The sequence below is a fragment of the Klebsiella pneumoniae subsp. pneumoniae HS11286 genome, assembly GCF_000240185.1.
GTDB lineage: Bacteria > Pseudomonadota > Gammaproteobacteria > Enterobacterales > Enterobacteriaceae > Klebsiella > Klebsiella pneumoniae.
Genome location: NC_016845.1, coordinates 2,657,201 through 2,680,152 on the forward strand (window position 1 = coordinate 2,657,201; position 22,952 = coordinate 2,680,152).

Here is a 22,952-nt window from a genome sequence, read left to right on the forward strand (position 1 = left end):
CCCTGCCGCGGTAAGCAGCGTTTCGACATTGCGCGTATTAACCGTCACGTCATGACGGCGTACTCAGGCGATTTGCAGGCTGACGTTATGCCAGGTCATCTCTTTTTCCAGCAGCGGATCGACAAACCTTTCAGTCACCAGACAGTCCAGCTCGCCCAGTCCGCCGATACGCGCGACGCCTGTTCGCCCCAGCTTGCTGCCGTCGACCAAAGCCACAGTCTGACGGGCGGCCAGCAGCATCTGTTTCAGCAGGGCGGCGTGGGCTTGCGTACCCGCATACAAGCCGCTATCGCGCTCCAGCCCCTGGCAGGAGAAAAAGAGCGTATCAATGGCATATTCGCGTAGCGTTCGTGAGGCGGTTTCCCCGAAGAACGACTCTTCGGTCGGGGAGAAATCGCCCCCCAGCCCGACGAGATGCAACGAGCGTCGGCTCATCAGAGTTTGTAAGATGCGAATGGAGGGCGTAATCACCGTTAACGCCATCTCCGGCATCTGCCGGGCCAAAAACCAGCTGGTGCTACTCCCGTCCAGGACAATGGTCTGTCCCGGTTGGAGAAACTGCAGTGCTTTACGGGCCACGCGCATTTTGCCTTCGCTGTGCAGCAGCGTTCTGTGCTGAAAGCTTCCCTGGCTATCTTCAACTGGCAGGGCGGATGCCGCCGCCCGGGTCGCCGGCAGCGGATTTTCCGCCGCCAGCGCTCCACCGTGGCTTCGGGTTAAGATCCCTTTGCGTTCCAGCTCGCTCAGATCGCGGCGAATCGTTTCCCTGGAGACCCGAGTCGCTTGCGCAATCTCATTTACCCGCATGACGCCGTGTTGGCCCAGCAGTTCAACAATCAAACGATGACGTTCCAGCGGCAACATAGCTCTCTCCTGAAGTACATAATCAGATTACCTTTCCCTTGCGCAGAGCGTTGAGACCTCGGGAATGTCCCACGAAGGCAAGCTATCCGCAGCCGAACACTGTGATAGCGCACGCATTTCGCTTCACTTCCGTCAGCGGTTTGCGCTATTTCGCCCGTGATTCAGGCATAAACAAAAACAAACAAAAATAAATGCAAGATTGCTTTTGCGCCCATTTATGCCCGATTACGCCTGCTCTGCAAGGTTAACGCTTATTTCCTGCTGCTAATTAAAAACAAATGAAAATAAAAAAATGCTAATTTGATCACGTTATTTTCATTTAATGCGTTTTTAAATGGATTTAAGCCAAATATCAGCATTAAATGAAAGCAATTAAAAACAAAGGACAGGATAAGACCATGAATGAAACAACCCGTCGTTTTGCACGTTTAGTTGATCTGAGCGCAGTTCAGGCCACCAGTACCGAAGCGGATGTTCGCGCCTGCGCCGAGCTGGCTGCCAGATACAACATTATTTCCGTCCACGTACTGCCTTGCTGGACGCGCTTTCTCAGTACGTTGCTGCCGCAGCAGGGTACGGGAGAGGTGATGATTGGCGGTCCGGTCGGCTTTCCCGGCGGTGGGCATACCACCGATACCAAGGTTCAGGAAGTGCGGCAGCTGATTGCCGACGGCGCTCGGGAAGTGGATATGGTCGTGAATATCGGCAAAGTGCTCTCCGGCGATTATGACTATGTGCGCGAAGATTTGCGCCGCGTGGTGGAAGCCGCCGCCCCGGTACCGGCCAAAGTGATCCTTGAAACGCACTATCTTAATGAGGAGCAGATTCGTCGCGTGTGCGAAATTGCCGTAGAGGTGGGGATGAAGTGGGTCAAAACCTCTACCGGCTGGGCGCCCACCGGCGCCACGGTGGAAAAAGTCAGCATCATCGCCGACCAGCTTAAAGGCCGAATCGATATCAAAGGCGCCGGGGGCATTCGCGATCTGGCCACGGTGCGTGCGCTGTACCAGCTTGGCGTGCGCCGCTTTGGCATGAGCCATGGCGCGGTAACCAAGGTGCTGGCTGAACTGGAGCAGCACCCGGAACGTTTTCCCGAGCTGAACGCCGATTAAACTGAGAGACCGCGGGCCTGGTGGCCCGCCTTAAGACGTCACCGGAGTTAGTGATGAAAGATAAAATACTCACGATTGATGTTGGCACTGGCAGTACCCGCGCCGCTATTGTGCGCATTGACGGCGCGATGATCGGCTTTGCGCAAAGAGAGTATGAGCAAACCACGCCGCGTGCAGGTTGGTCAGAACAGGCCCCGTCTTTATGGTGGCAGGCCGCCTGCGACTGTATACGCGAGGTGCTTTATCGCTATCCAGAAACGGCAGCGCAGATTGCGGTTATTGGTGCTTGCGGACAGATGCATGGCACCGTCCTTCTGGACGACCGTGGCGAGCTGGTGGAGGATAGGGCGTTGCTGTGGAATGATAAGCGCAGCCAGCCGCAAGTTGACGCCTTTAACGCGCGCGAAGGTTGGGAAAAGTGGCTGGCGCATTTGAATAATCCGCCTGCGGCAGCATGGCCCGCTTTCAAGTTAGCCTGGTGGCGCGAAAATCATCCGGATCGCTGGTCGCAGCTCGCCAAAGTATTAATGCCGAAGGACTATATTAATTTCATGCTGACCGGTGCCATGGCGACCGATTATAGCGAAGCGTCGTGCTATTTCCTGATGGACAGCGAAACCCGTAGCTGGTCTTCGCAAGCCTGCGAAACGTTTGGTCTGCGGGTCGATCAGCTCCCGGAGCTTAAACTTTCCAGCGACATAATCGGCCAGGTGACGCAGCGCGCAGCCGACCTGACGGGCCTGCCGGCGGGTATCCCGGTGGTTGCCGGGACGTCGGATATGGCGGCCTCTCTGCTGGGCTCGGGTGTGTATGAACCGGGGATGGCGTCTGATTCAACCGGCACGTCGACGCTGATGACGGTGGTGTCGCCGCGGCCGTTACACCATCCGCTGGTTAATAATCTACATCTTGCCAACGCGGCCTGGGGCGGATTTACGATCCTCGACGCCGGCGGCGATGCCGTTCGCTGGGCGCGGCTGGCACTTGCCGATAACCAGATTACGCATCCACAGCTTTTACAGGAAGCGGCGGCGGTGCCGGCGGGGGGAGAAGGGCTGCTGTTTCTTCCCTATCTGACGGGAGAACGTCTGGCCGAACACACGAACTCGCGGGCACAGTTTTTTGGCCTGCAGCGCAAGCATCGCCGCGGTCATTTATTCCGCGCAGTTCTGGAAGGGGTGGCCTTTGCATCCTGGCGCAATCTTCGGCAGCTGCAGAAGTGCGGGCAGTATCCGCAACAAATGATCGCTTCCGGCGGCGGCGCGCGCAGCTCGCTGTGGCTTGAAATCAAAGCCGCGGCGTACAATCTGCCGATATTATCTACGCGTAATCAGGAGAATGGCGTCACCGGATGCGGTATTATCGCCGGGGTTGGCGTAGGGTTGTACGCCGATTTTGCCAGCGGCGTGCGGCAAACGGTGCAGTTCGACAAACTGATCTCACCGGATCCCCGTCTGCGGGATTATTACCACGCCTGCTGCGAGCTTTTTGATACGCTGTACCGGCAATCCGCTGCCTTATACGACAGGCTGGATGCGCTCAGCGTAGGACCCGACTGATACGCAAAGGTAAGCCGTAACGTGCCGTAAAAAAGAGAGAGGCAGAATGTTTGCAGAAGAAAGACAGGAGAAGTTACTCGGTATTCTCAGGGAAAAACGCAAAGTTGCTGTTTCTGAGATGTGTGACGTCTTTAATGTATCGGGCGCCACCATTCGTGCCGATCTCCGCCAGCTGGAAGAGGAGGGGCTGCTGACCCGAACCCACGGCGGAGCCGTTCTTCGTACCCGGGCAAGCTTTGAACAGGCGTCGGACGATCGCGAAATTGTCAATCTCAGCGCGAAAGAGCGGATCGGCCAGCGCGCGGCGGCGCTGGTTGAGGATGGCGACATTATCGTGCTGGATACCGGTACCACGACGCTGCATATTGCGCGTAATATTCGCGACAGACAGAACGTCACGGTGGTCACCAATGATTACCAAATCGCCCGGGAGCTTGAGGCCAGCGCCTCGATTCAAACTATTCTGCTGGGTGGGATCGTCAAGAAGGGATACCACTGCGTGGTGGCAATTAACGGGCGTTCCATACTCGACACGCTGAACGTCGATAAAGCATTTATGGGCACCAATTCGCTGTCGCTGAAACACGGCGCCTGCGTGGCCGATATCATGCTGGCAGAAACGAAACGAGGCATGGTGGAACACGCCAGTCAGGTGATTATTGTCTGCGACTATAGCAAGCTGAATAACACCTCGCTTGCCCAATTTACCGCAGCAGATCGCATTGACACCGTAGTGGTGGATCGTCTGCCTGATGACGTTCAGGCGTATCGTAATGCTGGCATTCAGGTGATCTCTCTGGATGAAGAGGAGCATCTTTAGTGCGCTGCTGTGACGTTGTCACTAACCAGCGCGTCGTAAAACCCCGTCCCTCAGGGCGGGGATAAAGTTCCGGGTATTCGACTCACGTGCCGGGGGATATCGAAGACCAGGCATGGTACAGGCGGTCCAGAATTGATTAAAGCTTACCCGCTGACTTTCTCAGTTCAGTAATATCCCTCTTGGGCGATTCCCCGAACATCCGCGTATATTCCCGGCTGAAATGGGACAGGCTTTCGTAACCGACCGCATAGGCTGCTGTGGTGACATCGTAATGTTCATTCAGCATCAGTCGCCTGGCTTCATTGAGGCGCAGCCATTTCTGATACCGTAGCGGGCTCATCCCCGCAAGCTGCCTGAAATGGTGGTGGAAAGAGGGCGTGCTCATTTGCACCCGACTTGCCAGTTCCTCGACGCGTAAAGGTGATGCAATATTGGTCTTTAACCAGTCGATAGCTTTACCGATACGGTAGCCATGGCCGTCGACTGCTGCAATCTGTCTGAGATGATCGGACTGATCGCTCATCAAAAGCCGGTAGTGTATCTCTCTTTGGATCAGCGGCCCGAGAACAGGAATGGCTTCAGGTTCGTCAAGCAAAGAAAGCAGACGGCAGAAAGGCTCCAGCAAAGCATCGGTAATAGTACCTATCCCGACACTCGTTCCCGCGTCTCGTTTTTTGACCGGCGGCAGGCTTCCCTGGGCAATTAATTCCATTAGCACGCGCTGGTCAAGCTTATAGGCTACGCCGACGCAGGGCTGGGATGTCGAAGCCTGCAATATTTCCGAACTGGCCGGCAGGTCAAGAGAGGTAATCAGGAATTTTTCCGCATTATATTCATAAGGTTCACCCCCAACCCACATGATCTTCGCGCCATCGGCCACCAGAACGATACTGGGAGGGACCAGGCAGCTTACCGGGGGAGCGGGTTCGTTTCGGCGAAACAATTCGAGCCCTTCTACGGCGGTAGGGAAATCGCCGGTGCCGGGTGTGCGCTGTGCAATATCCCTCGATAGCTCACCCAGCAGTATTTCAACCGATTTGTCAGGAATCATTCTGTAATGCCCCACACTTTTGACCTCTTTTGAGGTTATCAACTTAGCAGCTATGAAAACTGAAATACACGCTTTGAGATTAGGTTCAGAGGATCAGGCAAATAATGCAGAGTATTTTAATAACACCTTTTATTAAAGACATTCAAAATAATAACTCTGAAATGAGGCAGTGTCCTGAAATCAGGGTTCACCGCGAGCAAATTTAACCCGTTCAGGTTTAAGCCATTTTTTAACTGCCACGACGGCATCGCTGCGCTTGAGAAGTGGTTTGAAGAAATTGGTACGCCAACACGTCTTGAACAGCTGAACATCAAGGAAGCAGATCTGCCCGCTATCGTTGAGAACGTCCAGATCAATGTCAAAGCGTTTGGTATCGCCAGTGATTACCGGCCGAAAGTTGTAACTGAAATACTCATGCATGTTGTCTGAAATAGGTCCCTCAATATCCAATGAAAGGTTTTAATATCATGACGCTAATATCTTCGACGCGCTTTTTTAATGGCGCACTCCTTGCCGGGGCGATGGCTCTGATTTCAACAGAAGTTGCGGTGGCCCAGCCTGCACCAGGCACAGCAGATTCTTCAGGCCGTCTGGTTCAGACGTGGGATAAAACTTTCCCAAGGAGCGAAAAAGTGGATCATCAAAAAGTTACTTTTAAAAACCGTTACGGCATTACGCTGGCCGCAGATGTGTATCTTCCAAAAGATCGCGGGAACAAGAAGCTTGCTGCGCTTGTTATTTCCGGGCCTTTTGGCGCGGTAAAAGAGCAGGCCTCGGGTCTCTATGCTCAGACTTTAGCAGAGCGCGGATTCGTGACGCTGGCATTTGATCCGTCTTATACCGGTGAAAGCAGTGGTGAACCCCGCAATATTGCTTCACCCGATATCAATACCGAAGACTTTATGGCTGCAGTCGATTTTATGGGACTACAACCTTATGTGGATCGTGAACGTATCGGTGTCATCGGTATCTGCGGCATGGGGGGGATTGCCCTGAACGCTGTTGCCGTGGATAAGCGCGTAAAAGCGGTCGTTGCCAGCACCATGTATGATATGAGCCGCGTAATGTCAAAAGGCTACAATGACAGCGTAACACCGGAGCAACGCGAGCAGGCGCTGGAGAAGATGAGTCTTCAACGCTGGGAAGATGCAGCAAACGGCAAACCGGCATACCAGCCAGCCTATAATAAACTGAAGGGCGGTGAAGCACAGTTCCTCGTGGACTATGCGGACTACTACATGACTAAACGCGGCTATCATCCCCGAGCCGTCAACTCTGGCAATTCATGGTCCGTGACAACGCCGATGGCCTTTATGAATTTCCCGCTCATGACCTATATTAAGGAAATTTCTCCGCGCCCGATCCTGTTCATCCATGGTGAAAAGGCGCATTCGCTTTACTTCTCCAAAACGGCTTATGAAGCGGCAAATCAGCCAAAAGAGCTGCTGATTGTAAAAAATGCTACCCATGTTGATTTATATGATCGTATGGACAAGATCCCGTTCGATAACATCACTGCATTTTTCAACAAAAATCTTAATAAATAAGCCATAGCACCGTCCGGTGTTTTCAGATGCAGTGTCTGTGGGACAAACGACAGATACTGCTCTCTTAGCATGGGGTGTTGGGTATTCTATTGTTACTGATAAAGCTGGCACTAATTCCTGATGCGATATTAATTTCCGAATATTATCGAGTTAATCCTGCGACAGAAAAAAGCAACCGCATATGAAAGAGGAGAGGTATATGTACTGGAACCCTGAAGTATTAACAAGAATAGATGCGGCCGACGACCTGAAAATCGCACCGTATCATCCCGATATGAATACGACCGGTACGCCGACATGGATATGGGAAGTGAAGGTGGACAACCGACTTTTCGTCCGAGCCTATAGTGGTATCCGTTCAAAATGGTATCAGGCTGCATTGTCCCAGCAGGCAGGTAAGATACTGGCTATCGGACAGGAATTCGACGTACTGTTCGCAAAACCCTCGGACCCTGAGCTTGAAAGTAAAATTGATCAGGCTTACCTGAAAAAGTACTCCGGCAGCAGCTATGTTTCCGCAATGACAGGGATACGCGCCAGGGCAGCCACGATTGAGATTCTACCTTCGTGATGTCCTGTCAAAGTGATGCTGCCTGTACTGTGAGGCAAAATCTACCTGTTTAACGTTCATCTCCCTGAAACTGAAGGCACGTATGAAACCACTCTTTCCGAGCCTTCAGGTTTTTACATCCTTTTGTTGACTTATTCTGTAAAAAGATTACTTTTCAGGACATGAAAAAGATACTTATTATTGTACCCGATGGCGGCATGCTGTTTGAATCCGCCGGTATTGCTGACATTCTGATGCAGGCCAACCGCCTGCACCCGGAAGGTGCCCGGGAAATCTGCTACCAGGTCAAGCTAGCGACAACTCAACCGCATCAGGTTATCCATGGTCAGTCAGGTTTAAATCTGCTGGCCGACCATCGTCTGCATGAGATTGACCCTCGCGAGCCCCTCGATACCATCATGATTACCGGCAGAGGTCAAAACCCGCAGGAGGGGATGGCAGTGGTTGACTGGTTGCGCCTTGCCGCTCCCCATGCCCGCCGCATAGTCTCCATTTGCGGCGGTGCGATGCTGCTGGCGCAAACCGGACTGCTGGACGGCAGACGGGCCACTACCCACTGGAAGCTGCTGGAAACCATGCAGGCGGAATTCCCGCAGATCCGCGTCGAGGGCGGGCCGCTCTATATTCAGGACGAACATATCTGGACCTCTGGCGGGGTCAGTTCCGGCTTTGATCTTACGCTGGCGCTGGTTGAAGAAGACTATGGCTTCAGCCTGGCGCGCGATATCGCCCAGGACTTCGTCATGTATCTGCGTCGCCCGGGAGGCCAGCTGCAGTTTAGCCGCTATAACCTTCAGCAGACCGCCACCCAGGGCCCGATTAACGATCTGCTGGCGTGGTTGCTCGAAAACCTCACCGCCGACCTCAGCGTAGATAAGCTGGCGGAAAAAGTCGCCATGAGTCCGCGAAATTTCACCCGCGTCTTTACCCGGGAAACCGGCGCTTCGCCAGCGCGGTACGTCGCGGAAGCCCGCCTGGCCGCCGCGCGGCAGCGTTTGGAGCAGACTCACGAGACGCTGGATCGTATCGCCGAGCAAACGGGATTTGGCAGCAGTATTAACCTGCGACGCTTGTTTGAGAAACAGCTTAACCTCACTCCAGGTGAATATCGTCAACGATTTCACTGTCGCAAAATGGCGTAAAGTGATCCTTTTTTGTCATTTACGCCATAACCCGTCCGTCCTACTCTGACTCCAGCGATAATCGATAAGGAGTTAATTATGGTAAAGGTCGGTATTAACGGTTTTGGCCGGATCGGACGCAATGTACTGCGCGCAGCACTGAATAATCCGGATATTCAAATTGTGGCAATCAACGATTTGACGGACAGCAAAACGCTGGCGCATCTGCTGAAATACGACTCGCTTCTCGGTAAGCTGGATGCAGAGGTCACCGCGGGTGAAGGGGGGCTTGTTGTTGATGGTAAACCCATTACCGTATTCAGTGAACGCAACCCGGCCAGTATTCCGTGGCGTCAGTGTGAAGTCGACATCGTTATTGAGGCTACAGGATTATTCACGGACCGTGAAAAGGCTGCTGTACATATCCACAGCGGTGGCGCCAAGCGCGTGATTATCTCTGCCCCGGGTAAAAACGATGATTTAACCATTGTGATGGGCGTTAATGAGAGCCTTTACTCCCCGGATAAACACTACGTGATCAGCAACGGAAGCTGCACCACCAATGGTCTTGCACCTGCTGCACAGGTCCTGCACCAGCATTTCGGTATTAAGCATGGTCTGATGAACACCACCCATGCCTACACCAACAGCCAGGCGCTGCACGATCAGCCGGAAAAAGATCTGCGCGGGGCTCGCGCCGCCGCATTGTCGATTGTGCCTTACTCCAGCGGCGCAGCGAAGGCTCTGGGTAAAGTTATTCCTGAGCTGGATGGGCGTTTAACGGGATACTCGCTACGCGTCCCTGTGCCAGTGGTGTCCATTGTTGACCTCACCGTCACGCTTGAGCGAGATGTGACGGTCGAAGAGGTGAACAATGCTTTTCGCGAAGCCGCCGCAGCGGGACCTCTGAAAGGGATCCTGGGTTATAGCGATGAACCGCTCGTCTCCAGCGATTACCAGGGAGACCCACGCTCGTCGATTATCGACGGTCTATCAACGCTGGTGATTGGCGGTAATATGGTCAAAATTCTGGCGTGGTACGACAATGAATGGGGATTCTCTAATCGTCTCGTTGATCTGGCATTGATGATGGCAAAGCGTGAAAGCTAATCCACTGTGTGTTGTATTCATCTGTAAAAGTATAAGCAGTTCAGCTGGATGAATAGTGGCTCGAGTATCATTCATAGATGAAACATAACAAATCTTTCTGACCGCGATATAAAAGCATAAATGCCCGAGAGAGCATTTATGCTTTTTCGGCGATGAACGGAATTGCGATATGTTGTAGTCAGGTGCTCCCTGGTGGTAGCTAATCACCAGATACAAGGGAAGGGGGAGGTGAGGCAGAGCCTGTCAACATGGAAGCCGGCTGCGTTGGGCTTCAGTACACCATTCAACTTCAGCTGGCGGTTCTGTTTATGGTCGCGATGGCACTCGCCATTTGAGTGCGGAAAACGAAGCTGGCATCTTTTTGATAATCACGTCTGTGGCTGATCAAGCCCGGTTGATACACACTGCAGGCGGCGCGCTATCAAATGAGCATTTCATCTGGCATCCCGTGACGCGTTCGGTCAGAAAATGCAACAGCAGTAAGATATGCCGGACAGTACAAGCAGCAGGTGTGGCTGAATGAATTTCCCTGGCTTTTACTGTAGGAGAACAGGCTGTAGTGGGCGAAGTGATTGTTAAAAGCCATGCTTGATTTATCACCTCGAACATTTTGCCTTATAGCGCAGCATTCACGTGCATGAAAGGAATGACGGTCATAGTGTTGATGTGGGAAGAGGCAGCTATCAAAGATGACGTTATTGAGTACGACATTGCATTTAACATAATATACATTATGCGTACTCATGTTGTAGTAGCTAACTTGAGATGTCCGTCTCTGACCAAATAGACATGTCCGCGCTACAGTCTCACCACAGCGATCACTGCTTTTAAAGATAGTTTCCCAATCAAAGGATTCTGATGACGGATCATGCACCGGCATTTTTACTTTGGATGAAGTTAACCGACTCTAAATCATTCATGACGTTGTCGACCGGCGTCTGACCACTCAGATGGCCGCGCAGCGCCTGGGTATTCCGGATCGCCAGTGCCGACGCCTTCTCTCGCGTTACAATCAATCAGGCCCACTGAGTATGCCTAACCGCCGTCGTGGATAACCCAGCAATAACCAGCTACCTGATGGTCTTGCCCGGTACGCACTCAATATTATCCGCGAACGCTATACCGACTTTGGGCCTAGGCTTGCGTATGAGAATGTTGTCTACTTGTGAAAAAAACTCATAACACCATTCAATGGCGCATGCTGGTTCCCTTCATACCAGTGCAATACCCTGTCACATACATAATTGCTGGCAATAAAAGAAGGAACACCGAATGAAGTATGTGAATCTGGGTCGTAGCGGATTGAAAGTCTCCCGTCTTTGTCTCGGTTGTATGAGTTATGGCGAACCTGAACGTTTGCCTCAACCCTGGTCCCTGGATGAAAAGGCGTCACGACCGCTCATTCGTCAGGCGCTTGAAGCCGGCATTAATTTTTTTGATACCGCGAATATCTACTCGGGCGGTAGTTCAGAAGAAATTACAGGAAAAGCGCTGAGAGAGATGGCCAGACGCGACGAGATCGTTGTAGCGACAAAGACCTTCTTTCCGTGGCGCAACTCACCCAATACCGGGTTTCTCTCCCGCAAGGCCATTTTTAAGTCTATTGACGATAGCCTGATGCGCTTAGGCATGGATTATGTGGATCTCTTTCAGATTCATCGCTTTGACTACTCCACGCCTGTTGAAGAGACCATGGAGGCTCTGCATGACGTCGTTAAAGCAGGAAAAGCGCGTTATATCGGCGCATCTTCTATGGAAGCCTGGCGCTTTGCAAAAATGCAGCATACCGCTGAGCGTAACGGTTGGACCCGATTTATCACGATGCAACCGCAATACAACCTGCTTTACCGGGAAGAAGAGCGCGAGATGCTGCCCCTGTGTGAAGACCAAGGCGTTGGGGTGATCCCCTGGAGTCCGATGGCACGCGGCAGGCTAACGCGCGACTGGAGTGTCACGTCCCGACGAACGCAAAACGATGCCTTTGCGTTAAAAATGTATGAGAACGCAGCCCTTCTGGATAAGCCCGTGATTGATGTTGTTGCCAGCATTGCCGAAAAGCACGCGGTGCCAAGAGCTCATGTTGCAATTGCCTGGCTGTTATCAAAATCCGTCATCACAGCACCGATCATTGGCGCAACGAAACCAGAACATCTTTCCACGGCTATCAGCGCGCTGGACTTTTCACTTAGCGATGCCGAAATCACGGAACTGGAAGCTCGCTATCTGCCACACCCCGTTGACGGGATCATTCCCCCGCTTCCGGATACGCCGCCTTCCCTCACGCCACCTTCAGCGATCCAGAACTATTAACACCCTGCCCTGGCCCGGCGTTGCCGGGTCTCCCAGACCACTCATTCCCGGTCACTGATGTGAAAAGGGAAACGGTGCCGGCGCGAATGCGCCCGATCGAAAAATCATCGCTCCACCAGGTTCGGTCCCGCTGTTAGCGACAATAAACAACTCGCGATGCCCGGGGCGGATCGCCAGGCTTGTCGATTTAAGGTTACGGCCTTTGTCGCGGTCAGGCAGCACAATTTGCCCAATAGGCAGTCCGTTGCGGTTGAAGACCATGACGCGGCCCTGGCCTGAGATGGCCACATATACATTGCCTTCGCTGTCGACACGGGCCCCGTCTGGCGCCGGCCCGGTGAACTGATAGGTAACAACTGAACCAAACGGGGCGACCGTGGTGGCGTCTGACAGTCTTACGCGATGAAGCCTGTTTTTAGCGTGTTCTGTGGCCCATATCTGAGAGCCGACGGGGTCAATCGCTATGCCGTTCCCGACCGCGAGTCCAGGCAGGATGGCATGAATTGACCCGACATTGGGACTAACGTAGAACACCCCACCCTGTGGATCGGCTGAATTTCCCCGGCTGTCAGTGAAATAAAATCCGCCCTAATTATCAAAGACCAGGTCGTTGACAAGAAATCCGGCATCAGGAGCAACAATCATCTGCTCACGGGTGCCGTTGGGTTCGATAGCCCGAACAGAACCTCGCTGCATATCGCCCACCGAGGCGATAAAGATCCGTCCATCTTTGTGTACCGCCAGGCCGGAAGCACCGAATGAATTCTCCTTAAGGACAATGGAAAGCTGCCGCTCCGGGGTTAGCTTAAACACGCGCCCCGTCGCCACATCAACAAACAGCAGGTTATTGTTCCGATCGAACACGATCCCTTCGAGCACGAGCGACGCCTGTGAAACGTTGAAGTACGGCTGGGCCTCCACGGTCTGGAGAGGACGCTCCCAGGGCGGTATGGGGACGGCACTGCATGTAAGCGCGTTATGATTTAGTCCATTCATGTGGTTTATCCCCGGCAATAATACAGAGGGAGACTTCACCTGCAGTCTCCCTGTGACAGCAGGTATTAACTTTTATCAAACTGACTTTCGGTAAACGGATCGGCGCGACCGCCCTGCAATGGGATTTTGGCAAGCGCCGCATCGATTTCGCGTAGCTCTCTGTCCGTCAACCGGACTTGCGGTGCGCCGCTGTTTTCTATCAGGTGCGGATATTGCGTCGTACCCGGGATAGGGACAATCCAGGGCCGCTGGGCCATTACCCAGGCCAGCGCGAACTGAACCGGAGTGGTGTTTTTGCGACGGGCCCACGACTGCGCGAATTCAAGCAGCACCATGTTTTTGGCCAGGGCATCGGGCTGGAAGCGTGGCAGGTTATGCCGCCGATCGGTGCTGTCGAACCGCTGGCTTGGATTGACTGCTCCGGCGAGGAAGCTGCGGGCAGTCGGGCAGTAAGGTACGAAACCGATACCCAGCTCTTCGAGCGTTGGAAATATTCGCGTCTCTGGTTCCCGCCACCACATGGCATACTCACTCTGCACCGCAGTCACAGGGAGTACCGCATGTGCGCGGCGAATTGTCCTGGCACTCGCTTCCGACAGTCCCCAGTGTTTCACTTTCCCCTCCAGGATCAGCGCCTTCACGGTTTCCGCCACATCCTCGATCGGCACATTCGGGTCGGGGCGATGCTGATAAAGAAGATCGATGTGGTCCGTTTTCAGACGCTTTAGTGAGCCCTCTACGGCACGGCGGATATGGTCAGGGTGGCTGTTTAGGGAAGTTGGCTTCCCCTCTTCCACGCCGAAACCGAACTTGGTGGCAATCACTACACGATCGCGAACAGGGGCCAATGCTTCCCCGACAAATTCTTCACTGAGATGGGGGCCGTAGACCTCGGCAGTATCAAAGAACGTGATACCTTGTTCGAAGGCTGCCCGGATAAGCGAAACCATGGCTTTACGATCGCGCGGACCTCCGCCGTAATACCCACCATCGGCAGGCACCCGAGTCCCATGCTGGAAACCTCCAGCGAGCCGAGTTTACGCGTGGTTAAGGTTTCCTTCCGGACGGGAGCAGCATCCGAAGGGGCGTTCAGCGTGTCCTGACCAGCCGGTTTCGCCATCACGGCGCCGCTCCTGCCAAGGGTGGTTGCGGCCAACGCCAGACCGGCGCCGGCGATCAGAAAATTGCGCCGGTCCCGGGAAGCGGGTGCGGCAGCAGAAGGCTGGTCATGGATCATCTTGCTCATAAACTGGAACTCCCTATAACGAAGAAAGGATTCATTAATTGGTCATTACCAGGCATAAGCCTGGGGCGCTTCTCCCCCGGGGCCGGGCCAGATTTCGTCGAGACAGCTCATGGTGTCGTCTGATAGCGTGACTGTCGTTGCGTGAAGCGCCTGCTGGAGTTGTTCGACCGTACGAGGCCCAATCAGTGGAGCGGTAACGACAGGATTCTGCAGGAGCCAGGCCAGGGCCACATCGGAAGGGGTTTCGCCGAGGTCCTTACATAATCCCTCGTAGGCTTCCAGCTGCGGACGATACTGTTCGATTAGACGGGCAAACGCGGGCCTGGCACGGCGCCCGCTTGCCATCTTTTTCAGTACGCCGCCAAGCAGCCCTCCGGCAAGCGGGCTCCAGGGGATCAACCCCAGGCCAAAATGGCGGCATGCGGGAATGACCTCCAGCTCAATGGTGCGGGCTGTCAGATTATAAAGACTTTGCTCGGCGACCAGGCCCAGGAAATGACGGGCCGTGGCGACTGACTGCGCAGTCGCAATGTCCCAGCCCGCGAAATTGCTGCTACCGATATAAAGAACCTTTCCCTGCTGAACAAGCAGTTCCATGGCCTGCCAGATCTCTTCCCACGGCGTATGACGATCGATGTGATGCATCTGATAGACGTCAATATGGTCGGTCTTAAGCCGTCGCAAACTGTCCTCGCAGGCCTTGCGAATATGATACGCAGAAAGCCGGCGATCGTTCGGACCTGGCCCCATAGGCTGATAGACTTTTGTCGCCAGAACGATGCGTTCACGGCGGCCACCCTGCTGAAGCCAGCGACCAATAATTTCCTCGGACAGCCCTGAGCCTTGCTGGATATCGGGAGATTGTTCAGTGCCATACACGTCTGCTGTATCAATGAAATTGATACCCGCCTCAAGCGCCTCATCCAGAATGCGGGCGCTGGTCTTCTCGTCGGTGACGTCACCAAAATTCATGGTTCCGAGACAAAGGCGGCTGACTTTCAGGCCGGTGCGGCCAAGATGCGTATAGTTCATAAACGGCTCCGTTAGATGAGTGTTCCGCCCTGGCCTACCAGCCAGAGCGCATGATTTTCAAGAATAACGAAGCACAACGTGTACAGTGAGTGGACGTGCATGAATGGACTTGTGAAAAAAATTCAGCAACGGATTAGCCCTAATCGGTCTAAGGTGTATATCATTTCTTCATCAACGCATTCGGGTTTTAACGCCGCATAAGGAAAACTTTTCTGTATGCAAATAAGCAGAGCTGATGTTGCCGATCTTATTTATTTCATGGCGATTGCACGTCATCGCAGCTTCAGCCGTGCGGCAATTGAACTAGGCGTCAGTGCATCAGCGCTGAGTCATGCCCTGAAGGGGCTGGAAACCCGGCTTGGGGTTCGCCTGCTTAATCGCACGACCAAGAGCGTCACCCCTACGGCAGCCGGCGAGGAACTGGTTCAGTCTGTTCTTCAGCCTTTCGACACCATAGAAGGCGCGCTTGAATCGCTTAACCGGTATCGCAATACCCCTACCGGACGTATCCGCATCAATGCAGCCGTTGAAGCGGCAAATCTTTTGCTTGCGCCGGTCATGCCCGCTTTTATGGATCGCTATCCCGATATTGAAATCGATATTGTGGCCAGCAACCGTATGGTTGACGTGACTGATGCGGGCTTCGATGCTGGCATCCGCTATGGTGGCACCGTCCCGGAGGACATGGTTGCCCGGCGTTTATCTGCCGATATTCGCTGGGTTATCGCGGCCTCCCCTGATTACCTGGAACGCTACGGAACGCCTGAACATCCGGATGATTTATTACACCATCGCTGCATCAGCAATCGTCTCGGTGACGATCGGGTTTATCGCTGGGAACTTGCGCGAGACGGCGAAACATACCAAATGACAGTGCCAGGCTCAGTGACGGTCAATCATGCCGAAACGGGTCTGGTGGCCGTATTGGGCGGGGCTGGCCTGATGTATTTTCCGGAGCCTCTTGTTGCACCCTATGTCAAGGATGGACGGCTCCGTCTGGTGCTTACGGAATGGTCCCCACTAGAGGAAGGTTTTCATATCTATTATTCAAGCCGCCGGCAATTGCCGACCGGGCTTCGCCTTCTGATTGAGTTCATACAGGAGGCCAGGCCGCTGGGGTTGTGAAATAGTGCCTCCATACTGAACGATGCGTTATCGGCTTTATCGCCCCGTCGCTTATTCAGAATGCTCAGTTGCAGGAAGCCGCAGGGAGTCTGCAAGGCGTGCTGTTTGCTAATAATGGAGAAACAAGAGGTAACGCTGTGAAAAATTACAAAAAAACATGGGTTGTAGTTTATTAGAAGGCTAGCCCAGGTGACCCGCATCAATAAGCGCCATACGAAGATGTTTCTGAATGAAATCCGCTTTATAAATGCTGTATCGGTGGCTGTCATTTTCACATAATAACATCGCGCTTTTTTTCATTAAAGCGTACTGAATGGCTACGTCATTGTGTTTAATAAGGTAATCACGGAATGCCAGGTGTTTTATGATTTGAGCATCCCCGGTGGCAAACGCATGGATATGATGACTACGCTGATTTCCACCTTTTGTAAAGTACCTACGATTTAAAATGCCGTTTTCACCACGCACAGTATATCCTACACCCTCCATTGCCTGATTCAAACTGTCCAGTTCTTCAAGATTAGCAACTTCGATTAATATATCTATTACTGGCTTAGCTGATAATCCAGGCACCGAGGTGCTACCAATATGATGAATCCGGGATATCACTTTACCAAGCGTCATCTGCAACAGAGTACGTTCGTTCTCAAATAAAGCCGGCCACATCTCATCATAATCAACTACAGTCAATATTCGCATGTTCAACAGTCACACCTTTTAAGGAAATTTAAGCAGTCACAATAACATAAATCGCCTCTGCTGACTTGAAGGCATTTATAATCTGTATCTGTCCTCATAGTTTTCAACCATCGTCTGACAAGATGCCCTAAACCCCTTTGTAGTGCTCTTTATTCAGACCATACTTCTTCATTCTGAGATAAAGTTTTTTACGCGGTATCAGCAGATACTCCGCCACCTCATTAATACGTCCCTGGTGGATATTCAGCGCTTCGGTGATGATCTGCCGTTCGACGTCCTCAACCCGCTGATCCAGCGGCGTCGGCTCGCCGATGTGCATCAGCGGATTAACCGTTTCTGCAAGTGGTAATACCCCCACTGCAAACAGCTCGGCGGCGTTCGCCAGTTCGCGAACGTTATTTGGCCACACCCGGCGCATCATCCCCTTCAACAGACCAGCATCCACCTCCGGGACGGGATGATTCAGCCGTTGACAGGTTTTTTGCAAATAGTGATGAAACAGCGGCTCGATATCATCAGGTCGCTTTGACAGAGGCTGGCAGCCAATTTGCGTCATCGCGAAGCAGTAATAGAGTTCCGCCACTATCTGGCTGCTGGCGGCCAACTCCACCAGCGAAGCGCTACCGATACCAATCAGGCGAAAAGGCCGCTTCTCATGACTCTGCAGCTGTACCAGCTGATGCTGTTGCTCGTGAGTCAGATGCTCGGGGTGACTTAAGACCAGCGTCCCGCCCTGGGCCTGGGCGATCAGTTCATTAAGCGTATGGGCGTTAGCCGGAGTCAGCTCGCAGGCGATAAACGGACCTTCAGCGTGCCGTCCTAACTGGTGCAGGTAACGCGCGCCGGTCATGCGGCCGGTTCCCGGCTCGCCGTAAAGCCATACCGCAATATCCGTTTCTGCCAGCTGCTGAAGGCGCTGGCGATACCGAACCGTCCATTGGCTGCGGCCAATAAGCTCAACCTGTAATTTTTGCTGACAATACTGGCGACGGGCGATAACCGATTGCCTCTGACGCAGCGCGGCGTCCACCAGCGTGAGCAGCTTGCCCGGATCGATCGGCTTTTGCAGGAAATCCCAAGCCCCTTTTTTCACCGCCTCCACCGCCATCGGCACATCGCCGTGACCGGTGATAAGCAGAATCGGCAGCAGATCGTCATCCTGATGAAACAACGTCATTAAATCGATACCGGAGCAGCCGGGCATGCAGACGTCGCTTAAAACAATGCCTGGCCAGTCTTTCGGCACCTGCTCCCGCGCATCAAACGGATTATTACAGGCGCTGACATGATACCCCGCTTGCTCAAGCAGCTGCGTATAGGCATCCAGCACATCGGCATCATCGTCAATCAGCAGAATCGAACAGTTATTACTCAACATCTTTTACATCCGTCAAATTGAATTCCAGCACCACGCAGGCACTGCGTGTAAACGTCGACGCCAGGCGCAACGCCCCTTCCATTTGCGTCATCAGCGAAACACATATCGAAAGCCCTATTCCGAGCCCCACGGTTTTACTGGTAGTGAACGGCTTTAACAGCGAAGGGAGTAAGGCCGCAGGCCAGCCAGGGCCGTTATCGGCAATCAACACGCACAGCCTTCCGCCCTGGATTTGCCAGCTCACGGTGATTTGCGCGGCGTGCGGGCAGGCGTCGAGGGCATTGGACAGCACGTTCACCAGCACCTGATGGACGCGCACTTCGTCCCCCTGGATCCAGACAGTGTCATCCGGTATCACCAGCGTCCCCTGCTGAGGCTTATGACGCATCGCCAGCAGTTCCCACGCCACGGTAAACGTCTGACGCAAATCGACCGGATGCAGCGGCGTTTCCAGTTCTGCGCGGCGGGTAAACTGGCGCAGGGAGCGGATAATCGCGTCAATGCGGTTGATCAGCCCTTCTGCTTTGCTTAACGTCGTCCGCGCCTGCTCCGCCTGTCCCTGTTCGATCGCCCTTCCCGCCGTAAAAAGATACATCGACAGCGCGTTCAGCGGCTGATTAATCTCATGCGCCAGGGTGGTCATCGTCTGCCCCACCACCGCCAGTTTAGCGGTCTGGATCAGCTCGTCCTGCGTGGCGCGCAGATCGGCCTCAATCGCTTTTCGCTCGCCAATCTCCTGTTCCAGCTGCTGTTTTTGCGCATTAAGCTGACCCAGGGTATGACGAAGCAAACCGGCAATACGTCCCAGCTCGTCGCGCCCGTAAACCGGAATGGTCGCCTCGGTCCGGCCCAGACCAATCTGCACCACCGCCTGATTCAGCGCGGTAAAGCGTTTCACCAGCCGCGAGCGAATAAAATAATGGTTTAGCCCCCATGCCAGCAGCAGCGCCAGCAAGGTCGCCACCAGGATTAACCCGCCGCTGACCCGGACAATCTGCGCCATACGCTGATTAAACATCTGCATCTGCTGGTGACTGCTGCCAAGCTGGGCTTCCAGCAGCGTTCTGAAGCGCCCCAGCGTCGCTTCTCTGGACCGGCTGGCTTCCACGAGCGCTTTTTGCGCGCTAACATAGTCGCGCATGGTATCCGGCATATTATTTTTCACCATGCCAATTTCCAGCAGCTCATCTATCGTTTGTCGCAGGGTAATGGTGCTCGGCCAGTCATCCAGCGCACGGATATTTTCATCCGCCGTTTTTTTCAGGTTTTCAAGATAGCGGATATGCGTCTCCACCAGCATGCCGTCATCATTCCCGGATTTCAGTTCATTGAGCCTGTCGCGCAGGTCGTCAACGATCTGATTTTCAATACGAGCCAGGGTATAGACCTGCTGCTGTTCATTCTGCACTTCCCGGGCGCGTTTCAGATACTGCCTCGCATCCCCCTGTCGGGCTTCAATCTGATCGAGCAGCGTTCCCTGTTGCCAGGTAAAATCCTGCACCAGCGAATTCAGCTCGGTGGTGAAATCATCGTGCAGCCAGTCGATCCGCGCCGCAAGCTCTCCCACCTTTTCACGAACCAGAAACATGTTGTAGAGCACGCGATCCAGTTCCGCCAGCAGCGCGCGGCTGTCCTGCAATATCACCCCCAACTGCTGGCGTTCTGCCGGCGACAACCCCTGACTTAGCCGTTCTATTTTGTCCAGATGCTGGATAATCTGGTTGCGCAGCTGCAGTCGTACCGTGGTATTTGGCGCCAGCAGAAATTCATTGAGCTGATCGACCACCAGGTTGAGATTCCCTTCAATCAGAAAAGCCGCATGGATGCGCGGAAAATACTCATCCAGCGAATAGCGGATCTGCGAACTTTGTTCATGCCAGGAATAGAGGCTTACGCTGCTGACAATCAGCGTAAGCAGCGCCCCCGTCAGAAATGCCCCGCGCAGACTGCTACTGATACTGATTTGCCGCAGGCGTTGCAGCATGGACCTGTCCGTCATTTCAGTTCTTCCAGTTTAGTAATCGCCTGTCGCTGGTTGTTGAGAAACCAGAGCTGCCACTCCATCATCTGCTGTTCCGCAAAACTTTTGTTGTCGAACTGAGCCAGCCAGGCTTCATCCTCACTGCTGGCCGGATCCACCGGGACACGGGTGAGCAGCGCCCGTATCTCGGGCAGCGGACGCTTAAGACGGACCTCCGCGCTATGCAGCGCTCGCCAGGCGTCTTTGAGCTGGGCAAGACGAAAGCTAATCGCCGTATCAAACATTCGCTGAACCAAACGCTGACGTTTGAGGATCAATCGATAGTTTAATGGCGGTTGATTCATCAGCATCGCCTGCTGCGCCGCCCGTGGATTGCCTGGCGCCAGCGGTGTTACCGGATACTTCCCGGTATTAGCGTCGGCGAGGATCGTCTGGCCCTCCGGACTTAACAGATAGCGAATAAACCGCCGCGCTTCGCTGGCGTGCTGGCTGTTTTTAAGCACTGCGACATAGGTCGGCGAAACCGCCGACTGAGGGAAATAGGTAAAAGCCAGGTGCGGATCGTTCAGCAGCAGATTGGCGTAATTATCAATCACCGGACCAGCCACGCCCAGGCCGCTTTTAATCTTATCTGCCACCCCAAAGCTGCGGGATGAAATGGTCACGAGATTTCCCGCCGTCGTCAACAGCGTTTCCCATCCTTTAATCCAGCCTTTTTGTTGCAGCAGCGACTCCACCATCAGATGGTTAGTATCCGAACGCGACGGACTGCTCATCAGCAGCGCCCCCTGATAACGGGGATCGGTCAGGTCATCCCAGTCCGCTGGCGCAGGCAGATGCCGGGTCATCAGTGCCAAGCGATTCATCAGCAAACCGAACCCGGAGATCGCCACGGCCACGGAGGTGGAGCGAATGGATTCCGGCACAAGATGTTGGCTTACTGCCGGCGCACCGCTGAACGGCGCCAGTTTTTGATGCTCCTGAAGATGCTGCAGCAGCATCGGCGACGAAGTCAGGATCAGATCGACATTTTCGGCATTTGCCGTATCAAGCAACTGTTCCAGCGAGGCGCTGGTGCGGTTGAGCGTCCTTATCATCACCGACCCCGACTCTTGCTGCCAGCGATCGATAATCCACACGGTGGCGCTGGGAGAAAATGTCGTCGCCATCACCAGCTCATTGCCTTGCGCCGCACAGGGTCTCAGCCATGCGCTCAGCAGCAGCAGCGCGAACATTTTGCTCATTATCCCGACCCCACGAAGAAATATGTTTGTGATCCCGTTCATAAATATTGAAATACCGTAAAAACCGCGTTGAGACAAAACTTACCCGTTTATGACATCTGGTGAATTAATCGCCGCGAGCGGAAAAATAGTCAAACGGGCGTCCGGGAATATCGGGAAAGATTACCAGATAATGATTAGGCAATTTGTTAGTGTCCGCACAAGCCGGACATAAAATCAGCGCAAAATTAATTACGCAAAATCTCGCTCATGCCAGATGGGTCAAAAACAACCCGTCCCTGCATTATTTTGAGTCAATTTTGACTCATTTCGACGATTTGAATTTTTTAGCCGCTTATTTCACCCTTCGGGGTAATTACTCCTGATGTTCATATCAATATAAATACAGGTGACGACATGTTATCATTATTAAAAAAAGGCCCGTCGGCGAATAAAGTTCCTGCTGAGAAAATTCAGGCAACCTATGGTCGATACCGTATGCAGGCGCTGCTAAGCGTATTTCTGGGATACCTGGCGTACTATATCGTGCGCAATAACTTCACCTTATCCACGCCCTATCTGAAAGAACAGTTAGACCTCAGCGCCACGCAGATCGGTTTGCTCAGCAGCTGTATGCTCATCGCCTACGGGATCAGTAAAGGCGTAATGAGCAGCCTCGCGGATAAAGCCAGCCCGAAAGTCTTTATGGCCTGTGGCCTGGTGCTGTGCGCCATCGTCAACGTCGGATTAGGATTCAGTACCGCATTCTGGGTCTTCGCTGCGCTGGTTGTCCTGAACGGCCTGTTTCAGGGTATGGGGGTCGGCCCCTCTTTTATTACCCATATAATGCGCCTACTTATCAGCCTTTGGGACGTTGGGACGGTATTTTTCACTATATACCCCCAAGTTTTTAGACATGAAAAAAGCTCGATATATTATAAATATATCGAGCCTTTAAGTTACTGTTTTTCAATATCGTTCAAAATCTTGATAATTACAGTATACGGTTTTATGAAGTGGTATATTTGCAAATGCTTATTTTGCAAGGTCTATTTGCTTGATTTATCCTACAATCGTAATGCAAAACCCATGACCGGAAGCAACGAACTTAGGTTCAATCTCACTCAAATCCGAGGATAGCTTTTGTCCGGATTCTTGATTGGGCAATGTATCTGCGCCGCTTGATTTTACCGCTGCGTCCCAACTG

Annotated in this window: 23 protein-coding genes and 1 other annotated feature; of the genes, 10 read left to right on the forward strand and 13 right to left on the reverse strand. The window is 53.3% G+C overall.

Annotated elements, in window-relative coordinates:
- Positions 1-63: 63 nt before the first annotated feature.
- The gene (locus KPHS_26430) at positions 64-864 is read right to left on the reverse strand and encodes a DeoR transcriptional regulator (RefSeq protein YP_005226943.1); all 801 of its coding nucleotides are present in this window, start codon (positions 862-864) and stop codon (positions 64-66) included.
- Between the two features lie 362 nt (positions 865-1,226).
- On the opposite strand from KPHS_26430, the gene KPHS_26440 reads away from it, so the two are divergent.
- Genes KPHS_26440 through KPHS_26460 form a run of 3 tightly spaced genes read left to right on the forward strand, consistent with a single transcriptional unit; the run spans position 1,227 to position 4,355 of the window.
- Positions 1,227-1,976: a deoxyribose-phosphate aldolase gene (locus KPHS_26440; protein ID YP_005226944.1), complete on the forward strand. Its 750-nt coding sequence runs from the start codon at positions 1,227-1,229 to the stop codon at positions 1,974-1,976.
- Positions 1,977-2,029: 53 nt separating this feature from the next.
- Positions 2,030-3,535: a putative pentose kinase gene (locus KPHS_26450; protein ID YP_005226945.1), complete on the forward strand. Its 1,506-nt coding sequence runs from the start codon at positions 2,030-2,032 to the stop codon at positions 3,533-3,535.
- Positions 3,536-3,581: 46 nt separating this feature from the next.
- Positions 3,582-4,355 carry a DeoR transcriptional regulator gene (locus KPHS_26460; protein YP_005226946.1) on the forward strand — a complete coding sequence of 258 codons (774 nt, stop codon included), beginning with the start codon at positions 3,582-3,584 and terminating at the stop codon, positions 4,353-4,355.
- 136 nt (positions 4,356-4,491) lie between these two features.
- On the opposite strand, the gene KPHS_26470 is transcribed toward KPHS_26460, so the two are convergent.
- Complete coding sequence (locus KPHS_26470) at positions 4,492-5,406, reverse strand: putative ARAC-type regulatory protein (protein ID YP_005226947.1); 915 nt, start codon at positions 5,404-5,406, stop codon at positions 4,492-4,494.
- A 180-nt stretch (positions 5,407-5,586) separates the two neighbouring features.
- The gene (locus KPHS_26480) at positions 5,587-5,826 is read right to left on the reverse strand and encodes a hypothetical protein (protein YP_005226948.1); all 240 of its coding nucleotides are present in this window, start codon (positions 5,824-5,826) and stop codon (positions 5,587-5,589) included.
- A gap of 29 nt (positions 5,827-5,855) precedes the next feature.
- Between KPHS_26480 and KPHS_26490 the strand changes: the two genes are divergently transcribed.
- The 4 genes from KPHS_26490 to KPHS_26520 all read left to right on the forward strand — a co-directional run bounded on the left by KPHS_26490 (position 5,856) and on the right by KPHS_26520 (position 9,755).
- Complete coding sequence (locus KPHS_26490) at positions 5,856-6,953, forward strand: alpha/beta hydrolase (RefSeq protein YP_005226949.1); 1,098 nt, start codon at positions 5,856-5,858, stop codon at positions 6,951-6,953.
- Between the two features lie 199 nt (positions 6,954-7,152).
- Positions 7,153-7,524, forward strand: coding sequence for a DUF2255 family protein (locus KPHS_26500; RefSeq protein ID YP_005226950.1), 372 nt, complete (start codon positions 7,153-7,155; stop codon positions 7,522-7,524).
- Positions 7,525-7,685: 161 nt separating this feature from the next.
- Positions 7,686-8,666, forward strand: coding sequence for a putative helix-turn-helix AraC-type transcriptional regulator (locus KPHS_26510; protein YP_005226951.1), 981 nt, complete (start codon positions 7,686-7,688; stop codon positions 8,664-8,666).
- 78 nt (positions 8,667-8,744) lie between these two features.
- Positions 8,745-9,755, forward strand: coding sequence for a glyceraldehyde-3-phosphate dehydrogenase (locus KPHS_26520; protein ID YP_005226952.1), 1,011 nt, complete (start codon positions 8,745-8,747; stop codon positions 9,753-9,755).
- Positions 9,756-10,176: 421 nt separating this feature from the next.
- On the opposite strand, the gene KPHS_26530 is transcribed toward KPHS_26520, so the two are convergent.
- A complete protein-coding gene (locus KPHS_26530; RefSeq protein ID YP_005226953.1) occupies positions 10,177-10,341 on the reverse strand; it encodes a hypothetical protein in 165 nt (54 codons plus the stop codon).
- 280 nt (positions 10,342-10,621) lie between these two features.
- Positions 10,622-10,771, reverse strand: coding sequence for a hypothetical protein (locus tag KPHS_26540; protein ID YP_005226954.1), 150 nt, complete (start codon positions 10,769-10,771; stop codon positions 10,622-10,624).
- A 256-nt stretch (positions 10,772-11,027) separates the two neighbouring features.
- On the opposite strand from KPHS_26540, the gene KPHS_26550 reads away from it, so the two are divergent.
- Positions 11,028-12,065 carry an oxidoreductase gene (locus KPHS_26550; protein ID YP_005226955.1) on the forward strand — a complete coding sequence of 346 codons (1,038 nt, stop codon included), beginning with the start codon at positions 11,028-11,030 and terminating at the stop codon, positions 12,063-12,065.
- Between the two features lie 51 nt (positions 12,066-12,116).
- Here KPHS_26550 and KPHS_26560 read toward each other — a convergent pair whose 3' ends face one another.
- From KPHS_26560 to KPHS_26590, 4 genes are all read right to left on the reverse strand, one after another.
- Positions 12,117-12,353, reverse strand: coding sequence for a gluconolactonase (locus tag KPHS_26560; RefSeq protein ID YP_005226956.1), 237 nt, complete (start codon positions 12,351-12,353; stop codon positions 12,117-12,119).
- Positions 12,117-12,944: a sequence feature (potential frameshift: common BLAST hit: gi|254559960|ref|YP_003067055.1| lactonase), on the reverse strand. Its footprint overlaps the gene before it by 237 nt.
- Positions 12,654-12,944, reverse strand: coding sequence for a hypothetical protein (locus KPHS_26570; RefSeq protein ID YP_005226957.1), 291 nt, complete (start codon positions 12,942-12,944; stop codon positions 12,654-12,656). (Overlaps the previous feature by 291 nt.)
- Before the next feature lie 182 nt (positions 12,945-13,126).
- Positions 13,127-13,909 carry a putative dehydrogenase gene (locus tag KPHS_26580; protein YP_005226958.1) on the reverse strand — a complete coding sequence of 261 codons (783 nt, stop codon included), beginning with the start codon at positions 13,907-13,909 and terminating at the stop codon, positions 13,127-13,129.
- Positions 13,910-14,352: 443 nt separating this feature from the next.
- Positions 14,353-15,339 (reverse strand): putative aldo/keto reductase, encoded by a 987-nt coding sequence (locus KPHS_26590; protein YP_005226959.1) that lies wholly within the window; start codon positions 15,337-15,339, stop codon positions 14,353-14,355.
- 216 nt (positions 15,340-15,555) lie between these two features.
- Here KPHS_26590 and KPHS_26600 point away from each other — a divergent pair, with 216 nt between their 5' ends.
- Positions 15,556-16,464: a LysR family transcriptional regulator gene (locus tag KPHS_26600; RefSeq protein YP_005226960.1), complete on the forward strand. Its 909-nt coding sequence runs from the start codon at positions 15,556-15,558 to the stop codon at positions 16,462-16,464.
- Between the two features lie 180 nt (positions 16,465-16,644).
- Here KPHS_26600 and KPHS_26610 read toward each other — a convergent pair whose 3' ends face one another.
- The 4 genes from KPHS_26610 to KPHS_26640 all read right to left on the reverse strand — a co-directional run bounded on the left by KPHS_26610 (position 16,645) and on the right by KPHS_26640 (position 21,757).
- Positions 16,645-17,163 carry a GrpB family protein gene (locus KPHS_26610; RefSeq protein ID YP_005226961.1) on the reverse strand — a complete coding sequence of 173 codons (519 nt, stop codon included), beginning with the start codon at positions 17,161-17,163 and terminating at the stop codon, positions 16,645-16,647.
- 127 nt (positions 17,164-17,290) lie between these two features.
- Entirely contained in the window at positions 17,291-18,541 is a 1,251-nt protein-coding gene (locus tag KPHS_26620) for a phosphoglycerate transport activator (protein YP_005226962.1), read from the reverse strand.
- Positions 18,531-20,525, reverse strand: a complete 1,995-nt coding sequence (locus tag KPHS_26630) for a phosphoglycerate transporter (RefSeq protein ID YP_005226963.1) — start codon at positions 20,523-20,525, stop codon at positions 18,531-18,533. The genes KPHS_26620 and KPHS_26630 overlap by 11 nt, the downstream gene beginning before the upstream one ends.
- An 11-nt stretch (positions 20,526-20,536) precedes the next feature.
- Positions 20,537-21,757 (reverse strand): phosphoglycerate transporter, encoded by a 1,221-nt coding sequence (locus tag KPHS_26640; RefSeq protein YP_005226964.1) that lies wholly within the window; start codon positions 21,755-21,757, stop codon positions 20,537-20,539.
- 405 nt (positions 21,758-22,162) lie between these two features.
- On the opposite strand from KPHS_26640, the gene KPHS_26650 reads away from it, so the two are divergent.
- Positions 22,163-22,885, forward strand: coding sequence for a phosphoglycerate transporter protein (locus KPHS_26650; RefSeq protein ID YP_005226965.1), 723 nt, complete (start codon positions 22,163-22,165; stop codon positions 22,883-22,885).
- Positions 22,886-22,952 lie beyond the last annotated feature (67 nt).